The organism is Lachnoclostridium phocaeense (assembly GCF_959599685.1).
GTDB classification, from domain to species: Bacteria; Bacillota; Clostridia; order Lachnospirales; family Lachnospiraceae; genus Claveliimonas; species Claveliimonas monacensis.
The window spans coordinates 34778-57202 of record NZ_CAUGIN010000002.1 but is presented as its reverse complement, the minus strand read 5'-3'; the positions used below and the strand labels follow the sequence as shown (position 1 = coordinate 57202).

Genomic DNA, 22425 nt, shown 5'->3' with positions numbered 1-22425 from the left:
CAGAGGATGAGAGATCCCTTTCCAGGGCACTTCTTGTGATCCTGGAGAAAAATGGATATTCAGCAGATGTGGTGTATGATGGACGACAGCATCCTCCTCTCTTCTTCGCCTGGGAAATGTCACTCTTGACCGGGCGGCTATGGAGCTCTCCTCAGTCGGGGGGAGATGTCAGCTCACGAACAAGGAATTCCAGGTAATGGAGCTTTTGATGAGTAATCCAAGACACCTCATTACCTCCGAGCATATGCTGGAGAAGATATGGGGGTATGACAGCGAGGCACAGGTCAGCGTGGTTTGGGCCTATATCTCGTATTTAAGGAAAAAACTGGCGGCTCTCAGAGCGAACGTTCGGATAAGAGCCAGCAGAAATGCCGGATACTCTCTGGAAATCGGGGAGGGTGGAGATGATTAGAAGGCTTCGGATCAAATTTACAGCGGCAGCAGTGGGAGCGATGGCCATAGTACTGACGGTCATACTTGGAATCGTTAACGGGGTGAATTATCACAATGTGATACGGGATGCCGGGTATGTTCTGGATCTGCTGGCAGAACATCAGGGTGACTTCCCTGATGACGGAGTGCGTGGAAGCAGGCAGAGGCGTCCGGGGATCTCTCCGGAGACGCCCTATGAGACGAGATTTTTTACAGTGACAGTCGGGAAGAATGGCGATATACTCGCGACAGACACGGAGAGGATCGCAGCGGTGGACGCTGCTGATGCGGAGGTCTACGCCGGGAAGGCGCTGGATACAGGCCGCAAGGAGGGGTTCCTCGATGATTACAGATACAGGTGCGAGAGTGTGGGGGGAGATGATATCCTGATCATTTTCCTGGACTGCACCCGCAGCCTAACAACATTTCGAAATTTCTTTTTTACAAGTATCCTGGTATCGGTCATGGGGGTGGCGGCTGTATCACTGCTCATCCTTCTTGCTTCCGGGCGCATCGTCCGGCCTTTTGTGGAAAACTATGAAAAGCAGAAACGCTTTATCACGGATGCGGGGCACGAGCTGAAGACACCTCTGACCATCATCGATGCGGATGCGGCGGTGATGGAAATGGAGCTGGGAGAGAATGAGTGGCTGCAGGATATAAAGCGGCAGACAAGGTATCTGCGGGAATTGACGGAGGATCTGATCTATCTGTCCCGGACAGAGGAGAGGGGAGAACATTTTGTGAGGGCGGATTTTTCTATCTCAGAGGTAGCGGAAGAGGTGACGGATTCTTTCGGCGCACTGGCAATAGCCCAGGAGAAAAAATTCCGGTCAAGGATAGAGCCCATGGTGAGCTACTGTGGGGGAGCAGGGGAAATCCGAAGGCTTTTCGCCATCCTTCTGGACAACGCTGTCAAATATTCAGCCCCGGAGGGTGAAATCTCCTTCTCGCTTGGAAAGGAAGGAAAGGCGGTTCGGATCCGCGTGTCCAATACGGTGGAGCATATTGACAGAGAACAGCTAGCACGGCTGTTCGACCGGTTTTACCGCACGGACAGCTCCAGAAATTCCGAGACAGGAGGACATGGCTTAGGGCTGTCCATTGCCAGGGCTGTGGTGACGGCGCACAGGGGAAAGATATGGGCTTCCACTGAGACGGGAAGAGATCTTACGGTCACTGTGCTTCTTTTTAGGTCTGTTTAAGGCAGTTCCTTTAAACTACAGGAGAGACGTTAGTTTAAAGGAGCTGTTTTATTATGAAAAGAAGAAAAAAGGGATACAGAAGATATGTGTCAGGAAGAAAAGGGAGAAAAAAAGTGCGCGTGCGGCGCTGGGAGTTCTCTGTCTGTCCTGCGCTGCTCTGCTCATGAACTGCCGGAAAGCAGCGGGAGAGGGAAGCGGGGATAAGGGGGATGAGGCCCAGGCTCTGGTCATAGACACAGCCGATGAGGATGAAGAAGCGGCCCGGGAGGTGCAGGAAGCACTTGATGAGCTGGACGATGATCTGGTAGAGCTGACAGGGAATGCAGACGGGACATGGAGTATTTATATCAAGGACCTTCTGACAGGCAGTGTGCTGTCTGTTAACAGTCAGCCGCTCTACGCAGCCAGCCTGATCAAACTTTTTGTCATGGAGAGCTGCTATGAGCACATGGATCTGATACTGGAAAATGACAGCGCCTATTCAGGGTCCACAGAGGAGAGCAGCAGTAAGGTGGATGAGCTGCTCACGAATATGATCACTGTGTCGGACAACGAGTCCTACAATGAGCTTGTTCGCATGCACAGTGCAAGCCGCAGCTTTACTGAGGGCTGCACTGTGGTGGAGGAATATATAGAGGAGAGTGTGTACAGGAATACGGGGATCTTCCACACGCTCAGCCCTTCCAGTACCCCGTCCCAGGCGACGGAAGATACAAGCAACTATACCTGTGTGGAGGACTGTGGGACGCTCCTCGAAGCCGTGTATGAAGGCACATGTGTGTCCGAAAGTGCATCGGAGGCGATGCTGGAACTGCTCAGAGGCCAGCAGTCTACGAGCAAGATACCTGCCGGTGTGCCAGGGGGAGTGGAGACGGCCAACAAGACCGGGGAGACAGATGAGGTGCAGCACGACGCGGCCATTGTCTTTGGAGAGAAAACAGACTATATCCTTTGCGTTATGTCTGAGGATATTGTGGATTCTGAAGCTGCGGTCAGCACGATACAGGAAATATCGGCGATGGTATACGAATGCCTGAACTGACCACAGATATCTGTCGGGAATGGAAATGCGGCAAAAAGCAGCCCTGCCATGTGAACTCACGGCAGGGCTGTTCCCTTTATTCCGATATTTTTTATTCCGGTATCTTGCACACATCTACCCATTCCTCGAAGCGGGAGTAGGTCTCCAGCTCCGGGATGGTCAGTTCAATGGCGCTGTTGGCGCTGCCGCAGGCAGGAAAGACGGTGGGAAACCGCCTGAGCGACTGGTCCAGATAGACCTTCACGCCCTCTTTGATCCCGAAGGGGCAAACACCGCCCACGGGATGTCCGACCAGTTCTGTCAGCTCATCCACCTTCAGCATGGTAGCCTTTTTGTGGAAGGTGGCTTTAAACTTCTTGTTGTCGATCTTGGCGTCCCCGGCTGCCACTACCAGGATGGGACCGTCATCCAGTATAAAGGACAGTGTCTTGGCAATCCGCCTCTCCTCGGTTCCCACCGCTTTGGCAGCCTCGGCCACAGTGGCGCTGGAGACCGGGAATTCCAGGATCTTTTCCTCCATGCCGGGCCACTGGCGGAAGTAGGATCTGACTTTTTCGATAGACATGTTTATCTACGACCTTTCTTAATTTACATTTACAGTTTGAACCAGCCCATGGAGTTGGCCACGGAGCTTCCAAGAATCAGCAGGAGAAATACCGGTGTGATCCATTTAATCATAACAGTGAAAAGCTTTTCTCCCACAAACTTTCCATTGGTCACTTTCACTTCGTCTGAGATCGCCTTTGGTCCGATGAAGAATCCTACGAAGATACAGGTGAAGAAAGCGACGATTGGCATCAGTACGCTGTTGCTTACAAAGTCCATGATATCCAGGATGGTCATGTTTGCCCAGGTGATGAAGCCTAACGGGCCGAATCCAAGGGAGGACGGAATGCCAAGTACCAGTGACAGGACTGTCACGAAGATACATGCATTCTTCCTGCTCCAGTGGAATTTATCCCGGAAGATGGATACAATGGTTTCCATCAGCGAGATGGAAGAGGTCAGGGCCGCGAAGATAACCAGCAGGAAGAAGGCAGCTCCGATGGCGCCGCCCATGGGCATGCTGCTGAACACCTTCGGGAGGATGACGAACATAAGGCTCGGGCCGCTCTGAAGGATCTTCGGATCACCGCCGGAGAATACAAACACGGCGGGGATGATCATAAGACCAGCCAGGAAAGCGATGACTGTGTCAAATATCTCGATCTGGCGCACAGAGCTCTCCAGGTTCGTGTCTTTTCGCATGTAGGAACCATATGTGACCATGATGCCCATAGCCAGGGACATGGAGTAGAAGAGCTGCCCCATGGCGGAAAGCACGGTCTTCACGGAGAAGTCTTCCATATGGGGCTGCACGTAATAGGCCAGTCCGTCCATGGCGCCGTCCAGAGTCAGACAGTAGATGGAGATGACAATGGCCAGCAGGACAAGGATAGGCATGGCGAATTTACTCACCTTCTCAATTCCTTTTTCCACGCCTAAAAGAACAATGATGGCTGTTGCACCGAGGAAGAGAAGGAACCAGCCCAGAGGCTCGAAGGTACTTCCCACGAAACCGGTAAAATAATCGTCAGCGGCTGCCGCAGAGCCACCGCCTGTCAGGAAGACGGTAAAATATTTGATGACCCATCCTCCGATGACGGAATAATATGGAAGAATGATAATGGGTACGGCGGACGCTAGGATTCCCAGGAACCCGAAGCGGGAGTCCAGAGCCTTGAACGCACCGATGGCCGACAGGCCTGTCTTTCTTCCGATGGCAATCTCTGCAACCATAAGGGAAAATCCGAATGTTACTGCAATGATCAGATAGATAAGAAGGAACGTACCTCCTCCGTACTGTGCTGCAAGATAGGGGAAACGCCAGATGTTTCCAAGACCTACCGCAGAACCGGCAGCGGCCAGCACAAAGCCCAGTTTGCCGGAAAAACTGCTTCGCTTATTCATTTGTAAAACCTCCTCAATATTTATAGATATCCTTTTTACTCTCACATATTCTGGACATGTGTAAGCCTTATTATAATGAATACCGGGATATTTAGCAAGGGAAAACGGGGGAGAAAAAAAGAAAAGTGTTGACATGGCCATGAAAGTGTGATAAATTAATTGATGCGTAAGGTGTAAAACAAAGCAGAGTATCCACTCTCACCGTAGCACAAGCGGGTGACTACTGGTTGATATTGAGACATTATACACTATGTGAGGTGTATTGTGCAATAGATTAAGTGGATAGTCTGGACTATTCGCTTATTTTTTTTGATGGAGGTGCACGACAATTAGCGATTTAATGATTAACGAACAGATCAGAGACAGGGAAGTACGTGTGATCAGCGAAGCGGGAGAGCAGCTTGGAATTATGTCTGCCCGGGAAGCCATGAAGCTGGCAGAGGAGGCTCAGCTGGATCTGGTCAAAATTGCTCCCAAAGCTCAGCCGCCGGTATGCAAGATCATTGACTACGGCAAGTATAAATATGAGCTGGCAAGAAAAGAAAAGGAAGCCAGAAAAAAACAGAAAACGGTTGAAGTGAAGGAAGTGCGTCTTTCACCAAATATTGACACCAATGACCTGAACACCAAGGTGAACAATGCGAAGAAATTCCTCACCAAGGGAAATAAAGTGAAGGTTACGCTCCGTTTCCGCGGAAGAGAGATGGCTCACGTACAGCAGAGCAAGCACATCCTGGATGATGTGGCTCAGATGCTTGCGGACGTGGCGGTTGTGGAAAAGCCGGCCAAACTCGAAGGAAGAAATATGAGCATGGTTTTAACTGAAAAACGTTAAAAATACTATTTATCTTTAAGGAGGAAAACATCATGCCAAAAATTAAAACAAATAGAGCTGCTGCAAAGCGCTTCAAAAAGACAGGTACAGGAAAGCTGAAAAGAAACAAAGCTTATAAGAGCCATATCTTAACCAAGAAGTCTACAAAGAGAAAAAGAAATCTCAGACAGGCTACAATCACAGATGCAACCAATGTAAAGAATATGAAGAAAGTATTACCATATCTGTAAGATTGGGAAAGATTGAAGGAGGAATTAGGACATGGCAAGAATTAAAGGCGGCTTAAACGCTAAGAAGAAACATAACAGAACATTAAAACTGGCGAAAGGATACAGAGGAGCCCGCTCCAAACAGTACAGAGTTGCAAAACAGTCTGTCATGAGAGCACTCACATCTGCATATGCAGGCAGAAAACAGCGCAAGCGTCAGATGCGTCAGCTGTGGATCGCACGTATCAACGCTGCTGCAAGAATGAACGGACTTTCCTACAGCAAGTTCATGCACGGACTTAAGGTTGCTAACATCGACATCAACAGAAAGATGCTGGCTGAGATGGCTGTCAATGACAAGGAAGGATTTGCTTCTCTGGCAGAGACTGCTAAGAAGAGCATTGCGTAACAGCACTCCGTGAGTGTATATGTGAAATCCGAAGATTTCCGCCCCGCAGAAGGGCGGGAATTTTCAAAGGATTTCTGAAAATATATATATTACAAAAAATATAAAAAATTTAAAAATAACTGTTGACATTCAGGCTGGCCTGTAGTATTATACTTTTCGGACAGCGAAATAAAGCAGTCATGCGGAAGTGTCGGAACTGGCAGACGAGCAAGACTAAGGATCTTGTGACATTCGTGTCGTGTGGGTTCAAGTCCCATCTTCCGCATTCAGTGAGAAGCCTTGAGTTTTCAAGGCTTTTTCTTTTTTGCGGCGAATGCCGGAAGGAGGATGCCCCATAAAAGCGGGCGCCTATAATATAAGGAAGGAAAGTGAAAATATGTTTTTTATCATAGGCCTCACCAGCGGGAGAAAGGATCTGAAATTTAATCAGGTGGTTATCTGCAGCAGATGCGGAAAGTACGGGAGATATATGGTGTATATGACATACACGGCACTGTCTCTGTTTTTTATTCCCTGCTTTAAGTGGAATAAACAGTACTTTGTACAGACAAGCTGTTGCGGCACGGTGTACAGGCTGGACTCGGAAGTGGGCAGGCGGGTCGCCAGGGGTGAAGAGCTGGAGATCCGGCAGGAGGATCTGGAGCCGGTTTCCGGAGGATGGCCGGGCGGACAGATGAAACGGTGTCCGAACTGCGGCTATACGACAGATGAAGATTTTACATTCTGCCCGAAATGCGGTGGAAGATTTTAAGGTTTACCGGGAAGGCTAACCATGATATAATAGTGTCTAATTTTGGAAATGTTTGTTGAAATCCAACAATATAACGGATAGAGGGCTTATGAAGATCAATACAAAGAGATTGTGGGATCACATTATGGAGTTGGGAAGGATCGGAAGCGGGGCGGACGGCAGCGTCACCCGCTTCCCGTTCACCCCTGAGGACAAAAGCGCAGAGAAGCTGATCTGCCGCTATATGGAAGAGGCAGGGCTGGACGTGGAGAGAGACGGAGCGGGCAACCTGATCGGAAAGTGGACGCCTGCCGGAAGTGGGGCAGCGGGACAGACACCGGTGATGACCGGCTCCCACTATGATACGGTCCTGCAGGGAGGGAAATTTGACGGATGCCTGGGGGTTCTGGGAGCCATTGAGGCAGTGCAGACTCTGTGTGAGGAAGGCTATGAACCGAAAGTGCCTGTGTGGGTGATCGGCTTTAAGGATGAGGAGGGTAACCGGTTTGGATACGGAATGATCGGGAGCAAAGCCATCTGTGGGAGAGTCCTGCCGGAGGGGCTGGCGTCTGTGGACGCGGACGGCATTTCTCTTGGCGACGCCATGAGAGCATACGGGCTTTCTCCCGACAGTCTGGACACCTGCAGGGTGGACAGGATAAAGGCTATGCTGGAGCTTCACATTGAACAGGGACAGGTCCTGGAAAAGAATGGCAGCCAGATCGGGATCGTGGAAGGCATTGCAGGACTGGAACGGTACACAGTGACCATCACAGGGAGCAGCGCCCACGCCGGAGCCACTCCCATGAGCGAACGGTCTGACCCGGTTCCTGCCATGAGCAGATGGATACTGAAGGCGACAGAGCTTGCAAAGGAGCGGAAAGACTGTGTGGCTACGGTGGGACGCATCAAAGTGCTGCCCGGAACCTGCAATATCATCTGCGGGGAGACGGAGTTTTCACTAGATATCCGCAGCGTCCGAGATGAAGATATACGGGATATCATGGAAGAGATGAGCCGATATGAAAAGCTGCTGGAAGAGCAGGAGCGGGTCAGCATAAAAAGAGCACTGGATCAGTCTCTTCCCGGCGTGCCTTGTGACAGCGGGCTGAAGGAGAGAATGGAGCAGATCTGCGACCAGTATGGATACGCCCACAGACGCTTGATGAGCGGTGCAGGGCATGACAGCATGAATTTCGGTGGGCTGTGTCCTGTCAGTATGATCTTTGTGCCGTCCCAGGGAGGATATTCTCACCGGAAAGAAGAGTTCACTTCTATGGAAGACTGTGAGGCCGGAACCCAGGTGCTCATGGAGATGATCCGGGAGATCACATCCCGGTAAAAAAGGAATGATTTTAACTTCCGGACAGGGCCTGTATGGACGGCCCTGCCGGGGGATAAAATAAAACTACAGAAAAGAAGAGTAAGAGGAGGTAACAAATGAAAGAAAAAATCAACAGTTTCTTTCAATTTAGTGAGAGAGGAACAAATTTCAAAGTGGAAACCATAGCTGGTATCACTACATTCATGACTATGGCGTACATTCTGGTCGTACAGCCCAGCCTTATGGTGGGGGATGCCGACTATGTCATTGACACCAACGGGGTGATGATCACCAAGGAGGCGATCCTTGTCACCTGTGCCCTTGTCAGCGCTGTCATCACACTGCTTATGGCCCTGTATGCCAACATGCCCTTTGCCCTTTCCACCGGAATGGGAAACAACGCCATGTTCGGTGCAATGCTCATCGCAGGGGCGATCTCTTTTGGGGGCATCATGTCTCTGATCCTGATATCAGGATTAATATTTCTGCTGCTTACAGTGTTTGGCGTTCGTGATCTCATTGTGAAAACGATTCCAAAGAACCTGAAGATCGCTATCAGTACAGCCATCGGTTTCTATATCGCTTACCTTGGATTTAACAACAGCGGTATCGGTACATTTACGGACGGCATCAGCCAGGGGGATTTCAAGCAGCCCTCTGTGTATCTGGCAATTTTCGGACTTATTCTGATTGCGGTGCTGACAGCCCGCAAAGTGACAGGAGCCATCCTGATCGGTATTGTGGCAGTCACTCTTCTTGGCATTCCTCTCGGTGTGACGACTGTGCCGGACACACTGGCAAAAGTGCCGGATTTTGACGGACTGGGCAACTTGATGTTTGCCTTCGACTTTAAAGAGGTGCTTTCTTTCTCAGCCGTCCCGCTGATCTTTGTCTCCTTCTGCGGTGACTTCTTCTCCACTCTGGGAACTGTTCTGGGTGTGGGAGCCAAGGCCGGTATGCTGGATGAGAATGGAAACCTGCCAAATATCCAGAAACCGTTCCTTGTAGATGCTATCGGTACCTGCGTGGGTGCATGTACAGGTAACACAGTTGTGACCACCTTTGTAGAATCCAGCGCCGGCGTAGAGGCGGGCGGACGCACCGGATTTGCCAGCGTGATCACAGCTCTCATTTTCGGGCTGATGGTATTCCTTTCACCTCTTGTGTTGATGATTCCCAACGCGGCTACAGGACCGGCTCTGATCTTTGTGGGATTCCTGATGATCCAGGGCATTCAGAACATCGACTTTTCTGATTTTACTGAGGCCTTTGGTCCTTTTGTCATGATCATGTTCACGATCTTCACAGGATCTATCGCAGGCGGTATTTCTGCAGGCATCATCGCTCACGGGCTCATCAAGCTGCTTACAGGCAGAGCAAAAGAGGTACATCCTTTCCTTTATGTTCTGTGCATTCCGCTGATCCTGTATTTCCTTTCATAAAATAGTTCCGGCAGATCTGAGGGTCTGCAGAAAGGCGGTATACAATGAAAATCCAACCGAATGATAAAAAACAGCTGCTCAAGGCAGCGCTGGGAGAGATCAGAAGTGATCTCGCCATCACAAATGTACAGCTTGTCAATGTGATCACCGGTGAGATCTACCCGGCGGACGTGTTCGTCTATGACGGGATGATCGCCCATGTGGAATACAAAAATCCCGGTACTGAACTGGACAAGGCAAATGAGGTCATCGACGGAGAAGGGAAATATCTGATCCCCGGCTTCATCGATGCCCATGAACACATTGAGAGTTCCATGATGACTCCCAGGAATTTTGCCAAGGGAGTGATCCCCCACGGCACGACGACTGTTGTCACAGACCCCCACGAGATTGCCAATGTGTGCGGCATGGAGGGTGTGCGCTACATGCATGAGGCAGGAGAGGATCTGCCTATGAGGCAGCTTATCGATGTACCCAGCTGTGTACCGGCGGTTCCGGGGCTGGAAAATGCGGGCGCGGAGTTCTTTGCAAAAGAGATAGAAGAACTCGCTTCCATGGACCGTGTGATCGGCCTTGCTGAGGTGATGGACTTCCTGGCAGTGATCCACGGGGAAGACCGGATGATGGATATTATTGATGTGATGGACAAAAAAGGACTTTATCTGCAAGGCCATGCGCCCTCTGTGTCCGGCAGGATGCTGTCTGCCTATCTGTGCGGCGGCCCCAATACCTGTCATGAGTCCAGGGAGAGAAATGAGGCGCTGGAGAAGCTTCGAAGCGGCATGTATGTGGATGCCAGGGAATCCTCCATCACGAAAAATGTGGAGGAGATCTATGAAGGCGTAAAAGGCGTGAAGTTCTATGACCATTTCTGCCTATGCACAGATGACAGGGAGGCGGATGATATCCTTCACGTGGGACATATGAATGATGTGGTTCGCACAGTCATCCGCAGCGGCATGGATCCGGTGACAGCGATCAAGAGCGCCACTTTAAACACGGCAAGAGAGATCCATATTGAGAATCTGGGCGCCATTGCCCCGGGATATGTGGCGGATATGCTCCTTGTGGGCGACCTGGAAGAGCTGAAACCGGACCTGGTATTCTTCGGTGGCAGGCTGGTGGCAGAAAAAGGCCATATGACTGTGCCCATAGAAGCAAGAGAGTATCCGCTGGAAAAGGTCAATACCATGTATGTGAAGGATCTGAAGGCGGAAGATTTCCGGATCAAGGCGCCGGTGGAGACCGGTACAGTCACAGTCAACGTGATGGAGTACCCGGATCTTCTCCTCTCCTCCACTGTGCTGACAACTGCGGAAGTCCCGGTAAAAGACGGGTATGTATGCCTGGAGGGAGAGGACCTGAAGTTCGTGGCAGTTGTGAACAGGCATAAAGGCCATGATACCATTGGGCTTGGCATTGTAAAGGGATTTGGAACGACCTGCGGTGCCCTGGCATCCACCGTGTCCCACGACAGCCACAATCTGACCGTTGTCTATGATACGGCAGAGAATGCGCTTATGGCTGCAGAGGCTCTGATCCAGTGCGGCGGCGGTATGAGTGCAGTCAGGGATGGTCGGCTGCTCCATGTTCTGGAGCTGCCTCTTGCAGGGCTGATCTCCCTGAAAGACGCAGCAGAGCTGGCAAAAGACAGCCAGCTGATGAAGGAGGCCAACAGGGAGCTGGGCCTTACCGGTCTGGAAAATCCGCTCCTTCGTATTGTGACGCTGGCCCTTCCCGTTATCCCGAAAGTGAAGATGTCTGACCTTGGGATGGTGGATGTGCTGAAAAAAGAACTGATCCCCCTGTTTGTGTGATCAGTCTGTACCTTATAACATAGAGAATGATAGTTATTGGAGGAATCGACGACTATGAAACAGCAAAAATCCGGAAGCGGAGAATTTAAGAAAGAGATCGGCCTGTTTGGCGGCATGAGCGTCATCTGTGGCATTATGATAGGTTCCGGTATCTTTTATCTGGGGTCCTATGTGCTCCAGAGGTCGGGCTATAGCCTTGGACTGGCCCTGATCTGCTGGCTCCTCGGAGGACTTGTGTCCCTGCTTGGAGGCCTCTGTTTTGCAGAGCTGGGAGCTTCTGACCCGAAAGCGGGAGGCCAGCTGGTGTATCTGAGCAAGGCTTACCATCCCGTGCTGGGATTTATGTATGGATTTACCCAGTGGATACTGGCCAGCTCAGGCTCTATTGCAGCCATTGCCGTGGCTATTCCCACAGCCCTGGTAGATTTTATCCCGGGGCTTACCCAGCTTCACATCAAACTGATCGCTATTGCCCTGATCGTGCTCCTTACGCTCTTTAATCTGCGGGGAGTCAAGGGGGCGTCCAATCTGCAGACATTTTTTATGGTAGCAAAACTGCTCCCGATCTTCATTATTATGATCGGAGCGCTTGTGCTGGGAAACCAGACACCGGATTTAAGTCCGGTTCCCGCCTCTGCGCCAGACGGATCACCGCTGACGGCAGGCTCTGTCTTTGGCATGATCGCCTTTGCCACCGTGGCGTCACTGTGGGCCTATGAGGGTTGGACCAACCTGAATGCTGTGGCAGAGGAGATCAAGAATGTAAAGAGAAATCTGCCCCTTGCCATTATCCTGGGCATCGGCGGCGTGGCTATTTTCTATGCACTTTTCAACTATTCCCTGATGCGGGTGATCCCGCTGGATGAAGCAAAGAGCCTGATCGAGAGCGGAAGCCTGTACCTGGGAACGACTGTGGCCGAGCGGCTCTTCGGCGTGGCCGGAAAGGTTATCGTGCTGATCGGCATGCTGCTGGCTATGTTCAACTGCCTGAACGGCATGGTGCTGGCCTTCTCAAGGATCTACTATGCCATGTCTGCTGAGAAGATCTTCTTCAAAAAGCTGGGCACACTGAATAAAAACGGAGTTCCGGCTGCAAGCCTGATCTCCCAGATGATTATTTCCATCATCCTTGTGTGTCTGCGGAACCTGGATCAGCTCACATCTCTTGTGGTATTCTGCGGTATGCTGTTCAACTGTCTTGCAGTGACAGCGGTATTTGTCTACAGGAGGAAGTATCCGGACCTGGAGAGACCCTACAAAGTATGGCTCTACCCGGTATCTGTCATCGTCACAGTCATCCTCTTTGTGGGGCTGATGATCAACAATCTGATGGAAGATCCGGTGACAGCACTGACAGGTCTGATCGTTCCGGTGATCGGCATCTTCTTCTATCTCTACTTTAAAAAGAAATACGGCGGGGAGGAGAAGGAACATGCGTAGGCCGGTGATCGGAATATCGGGGAATTTGATCCCTATTGAAAATGACGGAGTTTTTACAGGAAATCTGCGGCAGTATATCCACACGGATTACACGTCCAGCGTGGAGCGGGCGGGGGGCACCCCGCTGCTTCTGCCGGTCAGCGATGACCCGGAAGTGATCCGCGCACACGCGCAGCTCTGCGACGGCATCATCCTGTCGGGAGGGGCGGACGTGGACCCCATTCTCTACGGAGAGGAGGGCATTCAGGGCCAGGGTTACTCCATGCGGGAGATCGATGTCTACGATATGGAGCTCTTTCGGGCGGCTCTGGAGCAGAAGAAACCGGTCCTTGGCATCTGCAAGGGACTGCAGATCATCAACATCTGCTTCGGAGGGACTCTCTACCAGGATATTCCCTCCCAGAGAGAGCACTGTATCAAGCACACCCAGAATACGGAGCGCTACCAGGGTACCCACAAGATCCGGATCAAGGAGGACAGTGTTCTCCATGGTCTCCTGCCGGACGGCACATTTGTCAATTCCTGGCACCACCAGGCTGTCAAGGACGTGGCCCCAAAGCTGACCGTGACGGCTGTGGCTTCCGACGGTGTTGTGGAGGCTGCCGAGTATATGGAGGAGGGCCAGTTCATCATGGGCGTGCAGTGGCACCCGGAGATGATGGCCTCCTGTGGAAATGCGGAGCAGCTGGGCATTTTTAAGGAACTGGTGCGCAGATGTTCCCAGGGAGAAAGCGAGCAGTAAAAATGACAGAGATATTTATAAACGGAGATGTGACAACCATGGACGAGGAGCGGCCGCAAGCGGAGGCTTTTGCCGTCAGGGACGGCGTGTTCACTTTTGTGGGAACGAAGGAGGAAGCCCGGAAGCTGGCCGGCGAACTTAAGGCAGCACAGGAGAGCGTGATTTTTACCGATCTTAAGGGAAAGAGCGTGCTCCCGGCCTTTCAGGATTCCCACATGCACTTTGTCGGCTTTGCCAAACATTTTATCAATGTGGATCTGAACGGCTGCACCAGCATACAGATGATGCAGCAGCGCTTCCGGGACAGGCTCAGCCAGTGCGGCCCGGATGGCCGCTCCTGGCTGGAAGCTACGGGGTGGAACCAGGACTATTTTACAGAGGGAGAGAAAAGATTTCCCACAGCAAAGGATCTGGATAAAGTGACGGGGGATCGGCCTGTCATCGCCCTGCGTGTGTGTGAACATGTAGGTGTTGTTAATTCCGCGGGCATGCGTCTTCTCGGTTTGACCAGGGAGTCTGTCCGGGGGCTGGGAGACTTTGCCCTCACAGATGAGGCGGGAGAGCCTCTGGGCATTTTCAAGGAGCGAGTGCTGGACCGGATCCGAAGCCAGGTGCACACGCTGAACCGGGAGATCCTGGAGGACATCCTCCTGAAAGCACAGGAGGAGGCTTTCTCCTACGGTCTTGCCACGATCCAGACAGACGACATCGGCTTTATGCCGGACGAGGATTACAAGCTGCTCTTTTCCGTTTACCGGGATCTTCTGGAGAGCGGCAAGCTGAAGATCCGCATCTGCCAGCAGAGCCTCAGGCAGACGCCGGAGCGGATCAGAAAGTACTACGAGGATGGTTTCCGGTACGGCGGGGAGGACCATCACCTGCGCATCACCGGGATCAAGCTTTTGCAGGACGGCTCTCTGGGAGCCAGGACCGCCGGCCTCAGAGAGCCATACGCGGATGATCCTTCCACCTGCGGCCTTACCATCTTCACGGAAGAACAGCAGGATGAGCTGGTGAAGACGGCCCATGATCTGGGGTATCCGGTTCTGGTCCACGCTATCGGGGACCGCGCCATTGAGATGGTGCTGGACGCGCTGGAGAGGGACAAAAAGAACAGAAAGGCGGGAGAGACTTACCGGGACGGGATCGTCCATGTGCAGATCACAGACGGGGAGCTCCTGGAGCGTTTCAAAAGACAGCAGGTCATGGCGCTCGTGCAGCCGATCTTCATTGACTATGATATGCACATTGTGAGGGGTCGGGTAGGAGAGGCGGCGGATACATCCTATGCCTGGAAGACTCTGGTGGACAAGGGCGTGCGCGTCTCTTTTGGCACAGACTGTCCGGTGGAGTCCTGCGAGCCGCTCCCCAACATATATACAGCTGTGACTCGCCGCAATCTGACGGGGGAGGAGCAGCAGACTTACAGGCCGGAGGAGCGAATGTCTGTCTACGAGGCAGTAAGGGCTTACACGGTTGAGGGCGCCTACGCCTCCGGCGAGGAGGATGTGAAGGGCAGGATCCGGGAAGGGATGCTGGCGGATTTTATCATTCCGGACCGGGATCTTTTTGCCCTGGCAGATGAGGAGGAGCTGAAAGAAGCTAAAATCCTTGCCACCTATATAGACGGAGAAAAAGTATATCAGCGGGCCTGACAGGAAAACAAAAACGTCGATACACGCAAAATTGTGTGATATCGGCGTTTTTTGTATGTTAAATTATAGAAAATGATGTATAATAAGAGAAAAATATTCTGAAAAAGCAGAAGGGAGGAAAATCATGCTGGAAAAACTGGATCTCACGAAAAAGATGGAAAAAGAAGAGTATAAGGAGAAAATGGAGCATCTGGAGAAAAATCTGGGAAAGCTGCAGAGAAGATGCAAGGAGTTGAACATTCCGGTTATGATTGCCTTTGAAGGCTTTGGGGCTGCAGGGAAAGGACTGCAGATCGGCAAGCTGATCCAGTCTCTGGATCCGAGAGGATTCCGGGTGTATGCGGTGAAGAGTGAGACGGAGGAGGAGAAGATGCATCCCTTCCTGTGGCGGTTCTGGACCAAACTCCCGGAGAAAGGGCGCATTGCCATCTACGACACAAGCTGGTACAGGCGGGTCCTCACAGACCGTTTTGACAAAAAGATAAAGAAGTCCGAGCTTGCGGACGCTTATGAGTCCATCCTCTCTTTTGAAGACCAGCTCACAGAGGATGGGATGGTGATCATTAAACTCTTCCTTGCCATTGACAGGAAGGAGCAGAAGAAGAGATTTGACAGGCTGCTCTCCTCTAAGGATACGGCCTGGCGGGTGACAGAGGACGACCTGAAGCGGAATGAGAAATTTGACAAGTACCTGGAAATGAACGAGGAGATGCTTGCGCGCACAGACACAGAGAAAGCCCCCTGGCACATTGTGGAGGCGGTGGACCGGCGCTTTGCCACCGTGAAGATCTACTCGATCGTGGAGGAGATGCTGACAAGGCAGATCGAGGAAGCGGAACTTTCCCTGGCAGAGGAAGGAGCGGACGCACCGGAGGCAGATGCGGCGGAGACGAAAGAGCTGATGGAGTCCATCCTTGGCAAGGCGGATCTGAGCCTGTCCTGCAGCCGGAAGGAGTATGAAAAAGAATTAAAAGAGCTGCAGAGCCGCATCCAGGAGCTCCACGGAGAACTGTACAGGCGCAGGATCCCTGTTGTGCTGGGATTTGAGGGATGGGATGCCGGAGGAAAAGGGGGAGCCATCAAGCGGCTCACCGCCAAGATGGATCCCAGAGGGTATGTGGTCCACCCCACAGCCTCCCCCAATGCGGTGGAGCGGCAGTATCACTATCTCTGGCGGTTCTGGAAGGACATGCCCAAGGCAGGCCATATCACTATCTTTGACCGGACCTGGTACGGGCGGGTTATGGTGGAGCGGATCGAGGGCTTCTGCACGAAGAACGAGTGGCGCAGAGCCTATCGGGAGATCAATGACATGGAGCGGACCCTGACAAGGGAGGGTGTGCTGGTGCTGAAATTCTGGATGCAGATTGATAAGGACGAACAGGAGCGGCGATTCAGGGAGAGACAGGAAAATCCGGAAAAGCAGTGGAAGATCACGGAGGAGGACTGGCGGAACCGGGAGAAGTGGGATCAGTACGAGGCGGCTGTCAATGAGATGCTGATCCGCACCTCCACAGTCAATGCCCCCTGGATCGTGGTGGAAGGTAACGACAAATACTATGCGAGACTGAAAGTCCTGCGGACAGTGGTTGCGGCCATTGAGGAGAGGATCAAAAGTGGAGGGAAGAGAGCATGATGAACATTCGGGAGGAGATGGAGGCCAGGGAGGAAGCCAATTTAAGCCCCTACGCCACTCTCAGCAGCAGATCCAAAGGGAGAAACCGGCCGGAACCCCAGTGTGACATCCGACCGGTATTCCAAAGAGACAGGGACCGCATCCTTCACTGTAAGTCTTTTCGCAGGCTGAAGCAGAAGACGCAGGTATTTCTTCTGCCAAAAGGAGATCACTACCGTACCAGGCTGACCCACACACTGGAGGTGTCGCAGAACGCCAGGACCATCGCCAAGGCGCTGCGGCTCAACGAAGATCTGGTGGAGGCCATAGCCCTGGGCCACGATCTGGGCCATACCCCCTTCGGGCACGCCGGAGAGCGGGCTCTGAATCAGGTGTGCCCGGAAGGATTCCGCCACAATGAGCAGAGCGTCCGGGTGGTGGAGCTGCTGGAGAAGCAGGGGAGAGGGCTCAACCTGACCTGGGAGGTGGTGGACGGTATCCGGAACCATAAGTCCAGCGGTACACCCCACACACTGGAGGGCCAGATCGTCCGCCTCTCAGACAAGATCGCCTACATCAACCACGATATAGACGACGCGATCCGGGGAGGCCTGCTGACCGAGCAGGACCTTCCGGCGGAGTATACAGACGTGCTGGGACACAGCACCAGGATGCGATTGAATACGATGATCCACGACGTGGTGACCCACAGCATGGACAGGCCGGAGATCATCATGTCCGAGCGCATCCGGACAGCGACCATGGGACTGCGCAGATTTCTCTTTGAGAACGTGTATCAGAACCCGGTGGCAAAGGGGGAGGAGACGAAGGCAATCGGCATGATCCAGAACCTGTATGGCTGGTATCTGGACCATATGGAACTGATCCCCCAGCAGTATCTGGACATGGTGGACAGGGGCATAGCTGCAAAAGAGAGAGTGGTCTGCGATTATATAGCAGGGATGACAGACTCTTACGCCGTAAAAAAATTTCAGGAATATTTTATCCCGGAATCATGGAAAAATTAAAGGAAATCAAGAAGTTTTGTCGAATATTATAAATGTAGGCAATTGGAAAGCCGCAAAAAAATGAGAAGAGGATGACGACAGCTGATGTATTATCCGGATGAAGTGGTTGAGGAAGTCAGATCAAGAAATGACATTGTGGATGTGATATCAAGCTACATAAAATTACAGAAAAAGGGCAGTTCCTACTTTGGTCTCTGCCCTTTCCATAACGAAAAATCCCCCTCTTTTTCAGTGAGCCGGGACAAGCAGATGTACTACTGCTTTGGCTGCGGAGCCGGAGGCAACGTGTTTACCTTTCTGATGGAGTACGAGAACTTCTCTTTTGTGGAAGCTCTGAAGTTTCTCGCGGAGAGGGCAGGGGTCCAGCTCCCCGAGGAAGAGTATTCCAGGGAGGCAAAACAGAAGGCGGACCTGCGGTCCAGGATCCTGGAGGTCAACAAGCTGGCGGCCAAGTATTTTTACGCCCAGCTCAGGTCGCCCCAGGGGAAGACGGCATATGACTATCTGAAAAAGAGAGAGTTGGGAGACGAGACGATCGTGGCCTTTGGCCTTGGCTATGCCAACAAATACAGCGACGACCTGTACCGGTATCTGAAGACAAAGGGGTACACGGACCAGCTCCTGTCCCAGGCGGGGCTTATCTCCATAGATGAGAAGCATGGCCCCTACGACAAATTCTGGAACAGGGTCATGTTCCCCATTATGGACGCCAACAGCCGTGTCATCGGTTTTGGCGGACGGGTGATGGGAGATGCCAAGCCCAAGTATCTGAATTCTCCGGAGACAGTTGTCTTTGACAAGAGCCGCAACCTGTACGGACTGCACAGGGCCCGGACATCGAGAAAGCCCTATTTTCTCCTCTGCGAGGGGTATATGGATGTGATCTCCCTGCACCAGGCCGGATTTACCAACGCGGTAGCCTCCCTGGGGACTGCTCTGACAGCGGGACATGCCTCCCTGATCAAGCGGTATGTGAAAGAAGTCTATCTCACATATGACAGCGACGAGGCGGGGACAAAGGCGGCCCTGCGGGCTGCGCCGATCCTGCGGGCAGCCGGCATCACAGCCAGGGTGATCCGGATGGATCCCTACAAGGACCCGGATGAATTCATCAAGAATCTGGGGGCGGAGGCATTCGAGGAGAGGATCCGCAGCGCCAGGAACAGCTTCATGTTTGACCTGGAGGTGCTGGAGAAGGACTACGATATGACCAGCCCGGAGGGAAAGACAGGATTTCTGAAGGAGGCGGCCCGGCGTCTGACCACCTTTGACGAGGAGATCGAGAGAGGCAATTACATAGACGCTGTGGCAAAGGCCTACGCAGTCAGCAGCCAGGATCTGCGGAAACTGGTGACCCGCATGGCTGTGGAGGGAGGACTGGCAAAACCGGCCTCCCGCCCGAGGACAAGCGGTGACCGGGAGAAAGAGAAGGAGGACAGGCACCTGAAATCACAGAAGATCCTGCTCACCTGGATGCTGGAGGGGGAGGACATCTTCCGGCAGATCAAAAAGTACATCTCTCCTTCGGACTTTACGGAGGATCTGCTGCGCACAGTGGCGGAAAAGCTGTACCAGCAGTATGAAGAGGGAGATGTGAATCCGGCCCGGATCATCAACTTCTTTACAGACGAGGAGGAACATCGCCGGGTGGCGGAACTTTTCAACACAAAGATCCGTGAGCTACCCACTGTGAAGGAGCAGGAGAAGGCTCTGAGGGAGACGATCCTCCGGGTGAAAGAGAACAGTATAGAGGAGGCAGCCAGGAAGCTGGCACCCACAGATATTGCCGGACTCCAGAGACTGATGGAGGAGAAGCGGGCGCTGCAGGCCCCGGACAAACTGCATATTTCTATTAATTAAGGATAAAATATAAACAAGCAATGAGAGGATGGACACTGCATGGACGAGAACATGATAAAATTTACGGAGAAGCTGAATGAACTGAAGGCTCTTGCCAGAAAGAAAAAAAATGTGCTTGAGATCACAGAGATCAATGATTTTTTTGCTGACATGGATCTGAATTCCGATCAGATGGACAAAGTCTTCGAGTATCTGGAGGCGAACAATATCGATGTGCTCCGGATAGGAGATGACGATGAGGGACCGGACGATGCGGATCTCATGCTGACAGACGAAGATGAGGTGGATATGGAGAAGATCGACCTGTCCGTCCCCGACGGTATCAGCATTGAGGACCCGGTGCGCATGTATTTAAAAGAGATCGGCAAGGTGCCCCTTCTGTCTGCCGAGGAGGAAGTGGAGCTGGCCAAGAGGATGGCAGATGGAGATGAGGATGCCAAGAAGCGTCTGGCGGAGGCAAACCTTCGTCTGGTTGTGAGCATTGCCAAGCGCTACGTGGGAAGAGGTATGCTCTTCCTTGACCTGATCCAGGAAGGAAACTTAGGCCTTATCAAGGCAGTGGAAAAATTTGACTATGAAAAGGGATTTAAGTTCAGTACCTACGCCACATGGTGGATCCGTCAGGCTATCACCCGCGCCATTGCAGACCAGGCAAGGACCATCCGTATTCCTGTCCATATGGTGGAGACCATCAACAAGCTGATCCGTGTCTCCAGACAGCTGCTCCAGGAGCTGGGGCGCGAACCCACCCCGGAGGAGATCGCGGAGGAGCTGGACATGCCTGTGGACAGAGTGCGTGAGATCCTGAAGATCTCTCAGGAGCCGGTGTCCCTGGAGACGCCCATTGGCGAGGAGGAGGACAGCCATCTGGGAGATTTCATTCAGGACGACAATGTGCCGGTTCCGGCTGAGGCAGCAGCTGCCACCCTTCTCAAAGAGCAGCTGGATGAGGTGCTGGACACACTGACAGACAGAGAGCAGAAAGTGCTCCGGCTTCGTTTTGGCATGAACGACGGACGGGCCCGCACCCTGGAGGAAGTGGGAAAAGAGTTCGACGTCACAAGAGAGCGTATCCGTCAGATCGAGGCGAAAGCGCTCCGCAAGCTCCGGCATCCAAGCCGCAGCAGAAAACTGAGAGATTATCTGGATTAAGAAAGAGGCGCCTATGGAACTATCAAAAAGACTATCTGCCGTGGCAGGTCTTGTGACAGAGGGCGCCTCTGTCGCGGATATAGGCACGGATCATGGATACATACCCATCTGGCTGGCCAAAAGGGATCCGGCTGTAAAGCTGATCGCCATGGATGTCAATGAAGGTCCCCTTGAGAGGGCCAGGGAGCACATCCTGGCGGAGGGGCTGTCGGACAGAATCGATCTGCGGCTGTCAGACGGATTTTCTGCATTAGATCCCGGGGAAGTGCATACGATTATTGCAGCGGGCATGGGAGGCGGACTGGTGATACATATCCTGGAGGCGAATCCTGCAGTCACGGACTCGGTGCAGGAATTCATCCTCCAGCCCCAGTCTGAGATCGAGAGGGTTCGGGCTTATCTGGAGAGAGAAGGCTACACCATTGTGCGGGAAGAGATGGTGGAAGAGGATGGAAAGTACTACCCCATGATGAAGGCAGTGTACAGGAGGGAGATCATCCCCTACTCCGAAGTGGAGCTTTTGTACGGGAGGGATCTTCTGCGCCGCCGGCATCCGGTGCTGCGAGATTTTCTCCTGCGGGAGGAGCGTATCCGGGAGGACATCCTGGAGAGGCTGCGCCGGGCGGGAACGCCGGGGGCTGTCCAGAGGCAGGAAGATGTGGAAAGAGAGCTGGCCAGGATTCGGGAGGCTCTGGGCAGATACGCCTGCCAGTAAGGCAGGGAAAGGAGGATCAGACAATGCTTTGCAAAGAGGTAATGGATATACTGGAGGAGAACTACCCGGCAGACTATGCGCTGGACTGGGACAATGTAGGGCTTCTTGTAGGGAGAGATGACAAGGAAGTGAGGCGGATCTATGTGGCGCTGGACGCGGACGATGAGACCATCGAGGCTGCAGTCCGGTGGAAGGCAGATATGCTGGTGACCCACCATCCCATGATCTTCTCCGGGCTGAAGAGGATCAACAATCTGGACTTTATTGGAGCGCGTATCCTGAAGCTGGTACAAAACGACATTTCCTGCTATGCCATGCACACCAACTATGATGTGCTGGGCATGGCGGAGCTCTCCGGGAGAAAAATGTCCCTGGAAGACCCGGAAGTGCTGGAAGTGACAAGAGACGGCGAACAGCCGGAGGGCATTGGGAGAGTGGCAGATCTGGCCAGCCCGGCGCCCCTTCGGGAAATCTGCTGGTCTGTGAAGGACCGTTTTCACCTGGGGGCTGTGAAAGTCTTTGGGGATATGGATCAGCCTGTTTCAAGGATTGCTATCTCACCGGGCTCCGGCAAGAGCATGATAAAGGCTGCGCTGGACAAGAAAGCGGATGTCCTCATTACGGGGGACATCGATCATCACACCGGCATCGACGCCGTGGCACAGGGGCTGGCTGTCATTGACGCCGGACATTACGGGATCGAGCACATTTTTATAGAAGATGTCAAAGAGTACCTGAAAGAAAAGCTGGAGGGCGTGGAGGTGAAGGCTGCGCCGGTCCGCCACCCCTTCCAGATCGTGTGACAGCAAGAGATGTCGCAGAG

At 52.7% G+C, this 22425-nt stretch carries 21 protein-coding genes and 1 tRNA gene; 20 read left to right on the top strand and 2 right to left on the bottom strand.

Going from position 1 to position 22425, the window contains the following annotated elements; all coding sequences use genetic code 11:
- Positions 1-196 precede the first annotated feature (196 nt).
- From Q5911_RS14770 to Q5911_RS01165, 3 genes are all read left to right on the top strand, one after another.
- The gene (locus Q5911_RS14770; protein ID WP_334307012.1) at positions 197-412 is read left to right on the top strand and encodes a winged helix-turn-helix domain-containing protein; all 216 of its coding nucleotides are present in this window, start codon (positions 197-199) and stop codon (positions 410-412) included.
- Positions 405-1637, top strand: coding sequence for a sensor histidine kinase (locus tag Q5911_RS01170; protein ID WP_303180318.1), 1233 nt, complete (start codon positions 405-407; stop codon positions 1635-1637). Before Q5911_RS14770 ends, Q5911_RS01170 begins: the two co-directional genes overlap by 8 nt.
- A gap of 163 nt (positions 1638-1800) precedes the next feature.
- Positions 1801-2679 carry a serine hydrolase gene (locus tag Q5911_RS01165; protein WP_303180315.1) on the top strand — a complete coding sequence of 293 codons (879 nt, stop codon included), beginning with the start codon at positions 1801-1803 and terminating at the stop codon, positions 2677-2679.
- A gap of 91 nt (positions 2680-2770) precedes the next feature.
- Here the strand turns inward: Q5911_RS01165 and Q5911_RS01160 are convergent, their stop codons facing one another.
- Both Q5911_RS01160 and Q5911_RS01155 read right to left on the bottom strand, forming a co-directional pair.
- The gene (locus tag Q5911_RS01160; protein ID WP_076777912.1) at positions 2771-3244 is read right to left on the bottom strand and encodes a YbaK/EbsC family protein; all 474 of its coding nucleotides are present in this window, start codon (positions 3242-3244) and stop codon (positions 2771-2773) included.
- 29 nt (positions 3245-3273) lie between these two features.
- Positions 3274-4629: a sodium-dependent transporter gene (locus tag Q5911_RS01155; protein ID WP_076777911.1), complete on the bottom strand. Its 1356-nt coding sequence runs from the start codon at positions 4627-4629 to the stop codon at positions 3274-3276.
- Between the two features lie 340 nt (positions 4630-4969).
- Here Q5911_RS01155 and infC point away from each other — a divergent pair, with 340 nt between their 5' ends.
- From infC to Q5911_RS01070, 17 genes are all read left to right on the top strand, one after another.
- Positions 4970-5464: a translation initiation factor IF-3 gene (gene infC, locus Q5911_RS01150; protein ID WP_033125376.1), complete on the top strand. Its 495-nt coding sequence runs from the start codon at positions 4970-4972 to the stop codon at positions 5462-5464.
- A 32-nt stretch (positions 5465-5496) separates the two neighbouring features.
- Entirely contained in the window at positions 5497-5694 is a 198-nt protein-coding gene (gene rpmI / locus Q5911_RS01145; RefSeq protein WP_004840820.1) for a 50S ribosomal protein L35, read from the top strand.
- Positions 5695-5725: 31 nt separating this feature from the next.
- A complete protein-coding gene (rplT, locus tag Q5911_RS01140) occupies positions 5726-6082 on the top strand; it encodes a 50S ribosomal protein L20 (protein ID WP_076777910.1) in 357 nt (118 codons plus the stop codon).
- A 181-nt stretch (positions 6083-6263) separates the two neighbouring features.
- Positions 6264-6347 (top strand) — tRNA-Leu (locus Q5911_RS01135).
- Positions 6348-6458: 111 nt separating this feature from the next.
- On the top strand, positions 6459-6833 hold the full coding sequence (locus tag Q5911_RS01130; protein ID WP_303180299.1) for a zinc ribbon domain-containing protein: 375 nt from the start codon (positions 6459-6461) through the stop codon (positions 6831-6833).
- 88 nt (positions 6834-6921) lie between these two features.
- Positions 6922-8154 carry a Zn-dependent hydrolase gene (locus tag Q5911_RS01125; protein WP_303180296.1) on the top strand — a complete coding sequence of 411 codons (1233 nt, stop codon included), beginning with the start codon at positions 6922-6924 and terminating at the stop codon, positions 8152-8154.
- Positions 8155-8252: 98 nt separating this feature from the next.
- On the top strand, positions 8253-9578 hold the full coding sequence (locus Q5911_RS01120) for an NCS2 family permease (RefSeq protein WP_076777719.1): 1326 nt from the start codon (positions 8253-8255) through the stop codon (positions 9576-9578).
- 44 nt (positions 9579-9622) lie between these two features.
- Positions 9623-11395: an adenine deaminase gene (gene ade / locus Q5911_RS01115; RefSeq protein WP_226393899.1), complete on the top strand. Its 1773-nt coding sequence runs from the start codon at positions 9623-9625 to the stop codon at positions 11393-11395.
- Between the two features lie 54 nt (positions 11396-11449).
- Positions 11450-12835: an APC family permease gene (locus tag Q5911_RS01110; RefSeq protein ID WP_076777717.1), complete on the top strand. Its 1386-nt coding sequence runs from the start codon at positions 11450-11452 to the stop codon at positions 12833-12835.
- Positions 12828-13577 (top strand): gamma-glutamyl-gamma-aminobutyrate hydrolase family protein, encoded by a 750-nt coding sequence (locus Q5911_RS01105; RefSeq protein ID WP_226393900.1) that lies wholly within the window; start codon positions 12828-12830, stop codon positions 13575-13577. Before Q5911_RS01110 ends, Q5911_RS01105 begins: the two co-directional genes overlap by 8 nt.
- 2 nt (positions 13578-13579) lie before the next feature.
- On the top strand, positions 13580-15232 hold the full coding sequence (locus tag Q5911_RS01100) for an amidohydrolase (protein ID WP_303180291.1): 1653 nt from the start codon (positions 13580-13582) through the stop codon (positions 15230-15232).
- Between the two features lie 124 nt (positions 15233-15356).
- The gene (gene pap / locus Q5911_RS01095) at positions 15357-16868 is read left to right on the top strand and encodes a polyphosphate:AMP phosphotransferase (RefSeq protein ID WP_303180289.1); all 1512 of its coding nucleotides are present in this window, start codon (positions 15357-15359) and stop codon (positions 16866-16868) included.
- The gene (locus tag Q5911_RS01090) at positions 16868-17875 is read left to right on the top strand and encodes a deoxyguanosinetriphosphate triphosphohydrolase (RefSeq protein ID WP_076780896.1); all 1008 of its coding nucleotides are present in this window, start codon (positions 16868-16870) and stop codon (positions 17873-17875) included. Before pap ends, Q5911_RS01090 begins: the two co-directional genes overlap by 1 nt.
- A gap of 84 nt (positions 17876-17959) precedes the next feature.
- Positions 17960-19735, top strand: coding sequence for a DNA primase (gene dnaG, locus Q5911_RS01085; protein WP_303180287.1), 1776 nt, complete (start codon positions 17960-17962; stop codon positions 19733-19735).
- Positions 19736-19774: 39 nt separating this feature from the next.
- Positions 19775-20887: an RNA polymerase sigma factor RpoD gene (gene rpoD, locus Q5911_RS01080; protein WP_076777712.1), complete on the top strand. Its 1113-nt coding sequence runs from the start codon at positions 19775-19777 to the stop codon at positions 20885-20887.
- A gap of 13 nt (positions 20888-20900) precedes the next feature.
- A complete protein-coding gene (locus Q5911_RS01075; RefSeq protein WP_303180284.1) occupies positions 20901-21602 on the top strand; it encodes a tRNA (adenine(22)-N(1))-methyltransferase in 702 nt (233 codons plus the stop codon).
- Positions 21603-21625: 23 nt separating this feature from the next.
- The gene (locus tag Q5911_RS01070) at positions 21626-22405 is read left to right on the top strand and encodes a Nif3-like dinuclear metal center hexameric protein (protein ID WP_303180282.1); all 780 of its coding nucleotides are present in this window, start codon (positions 21626-21628) and stop codon (positions 22403-22405) included.
- Positions 22406-22425: the final 20 nt, after the last annotated feature.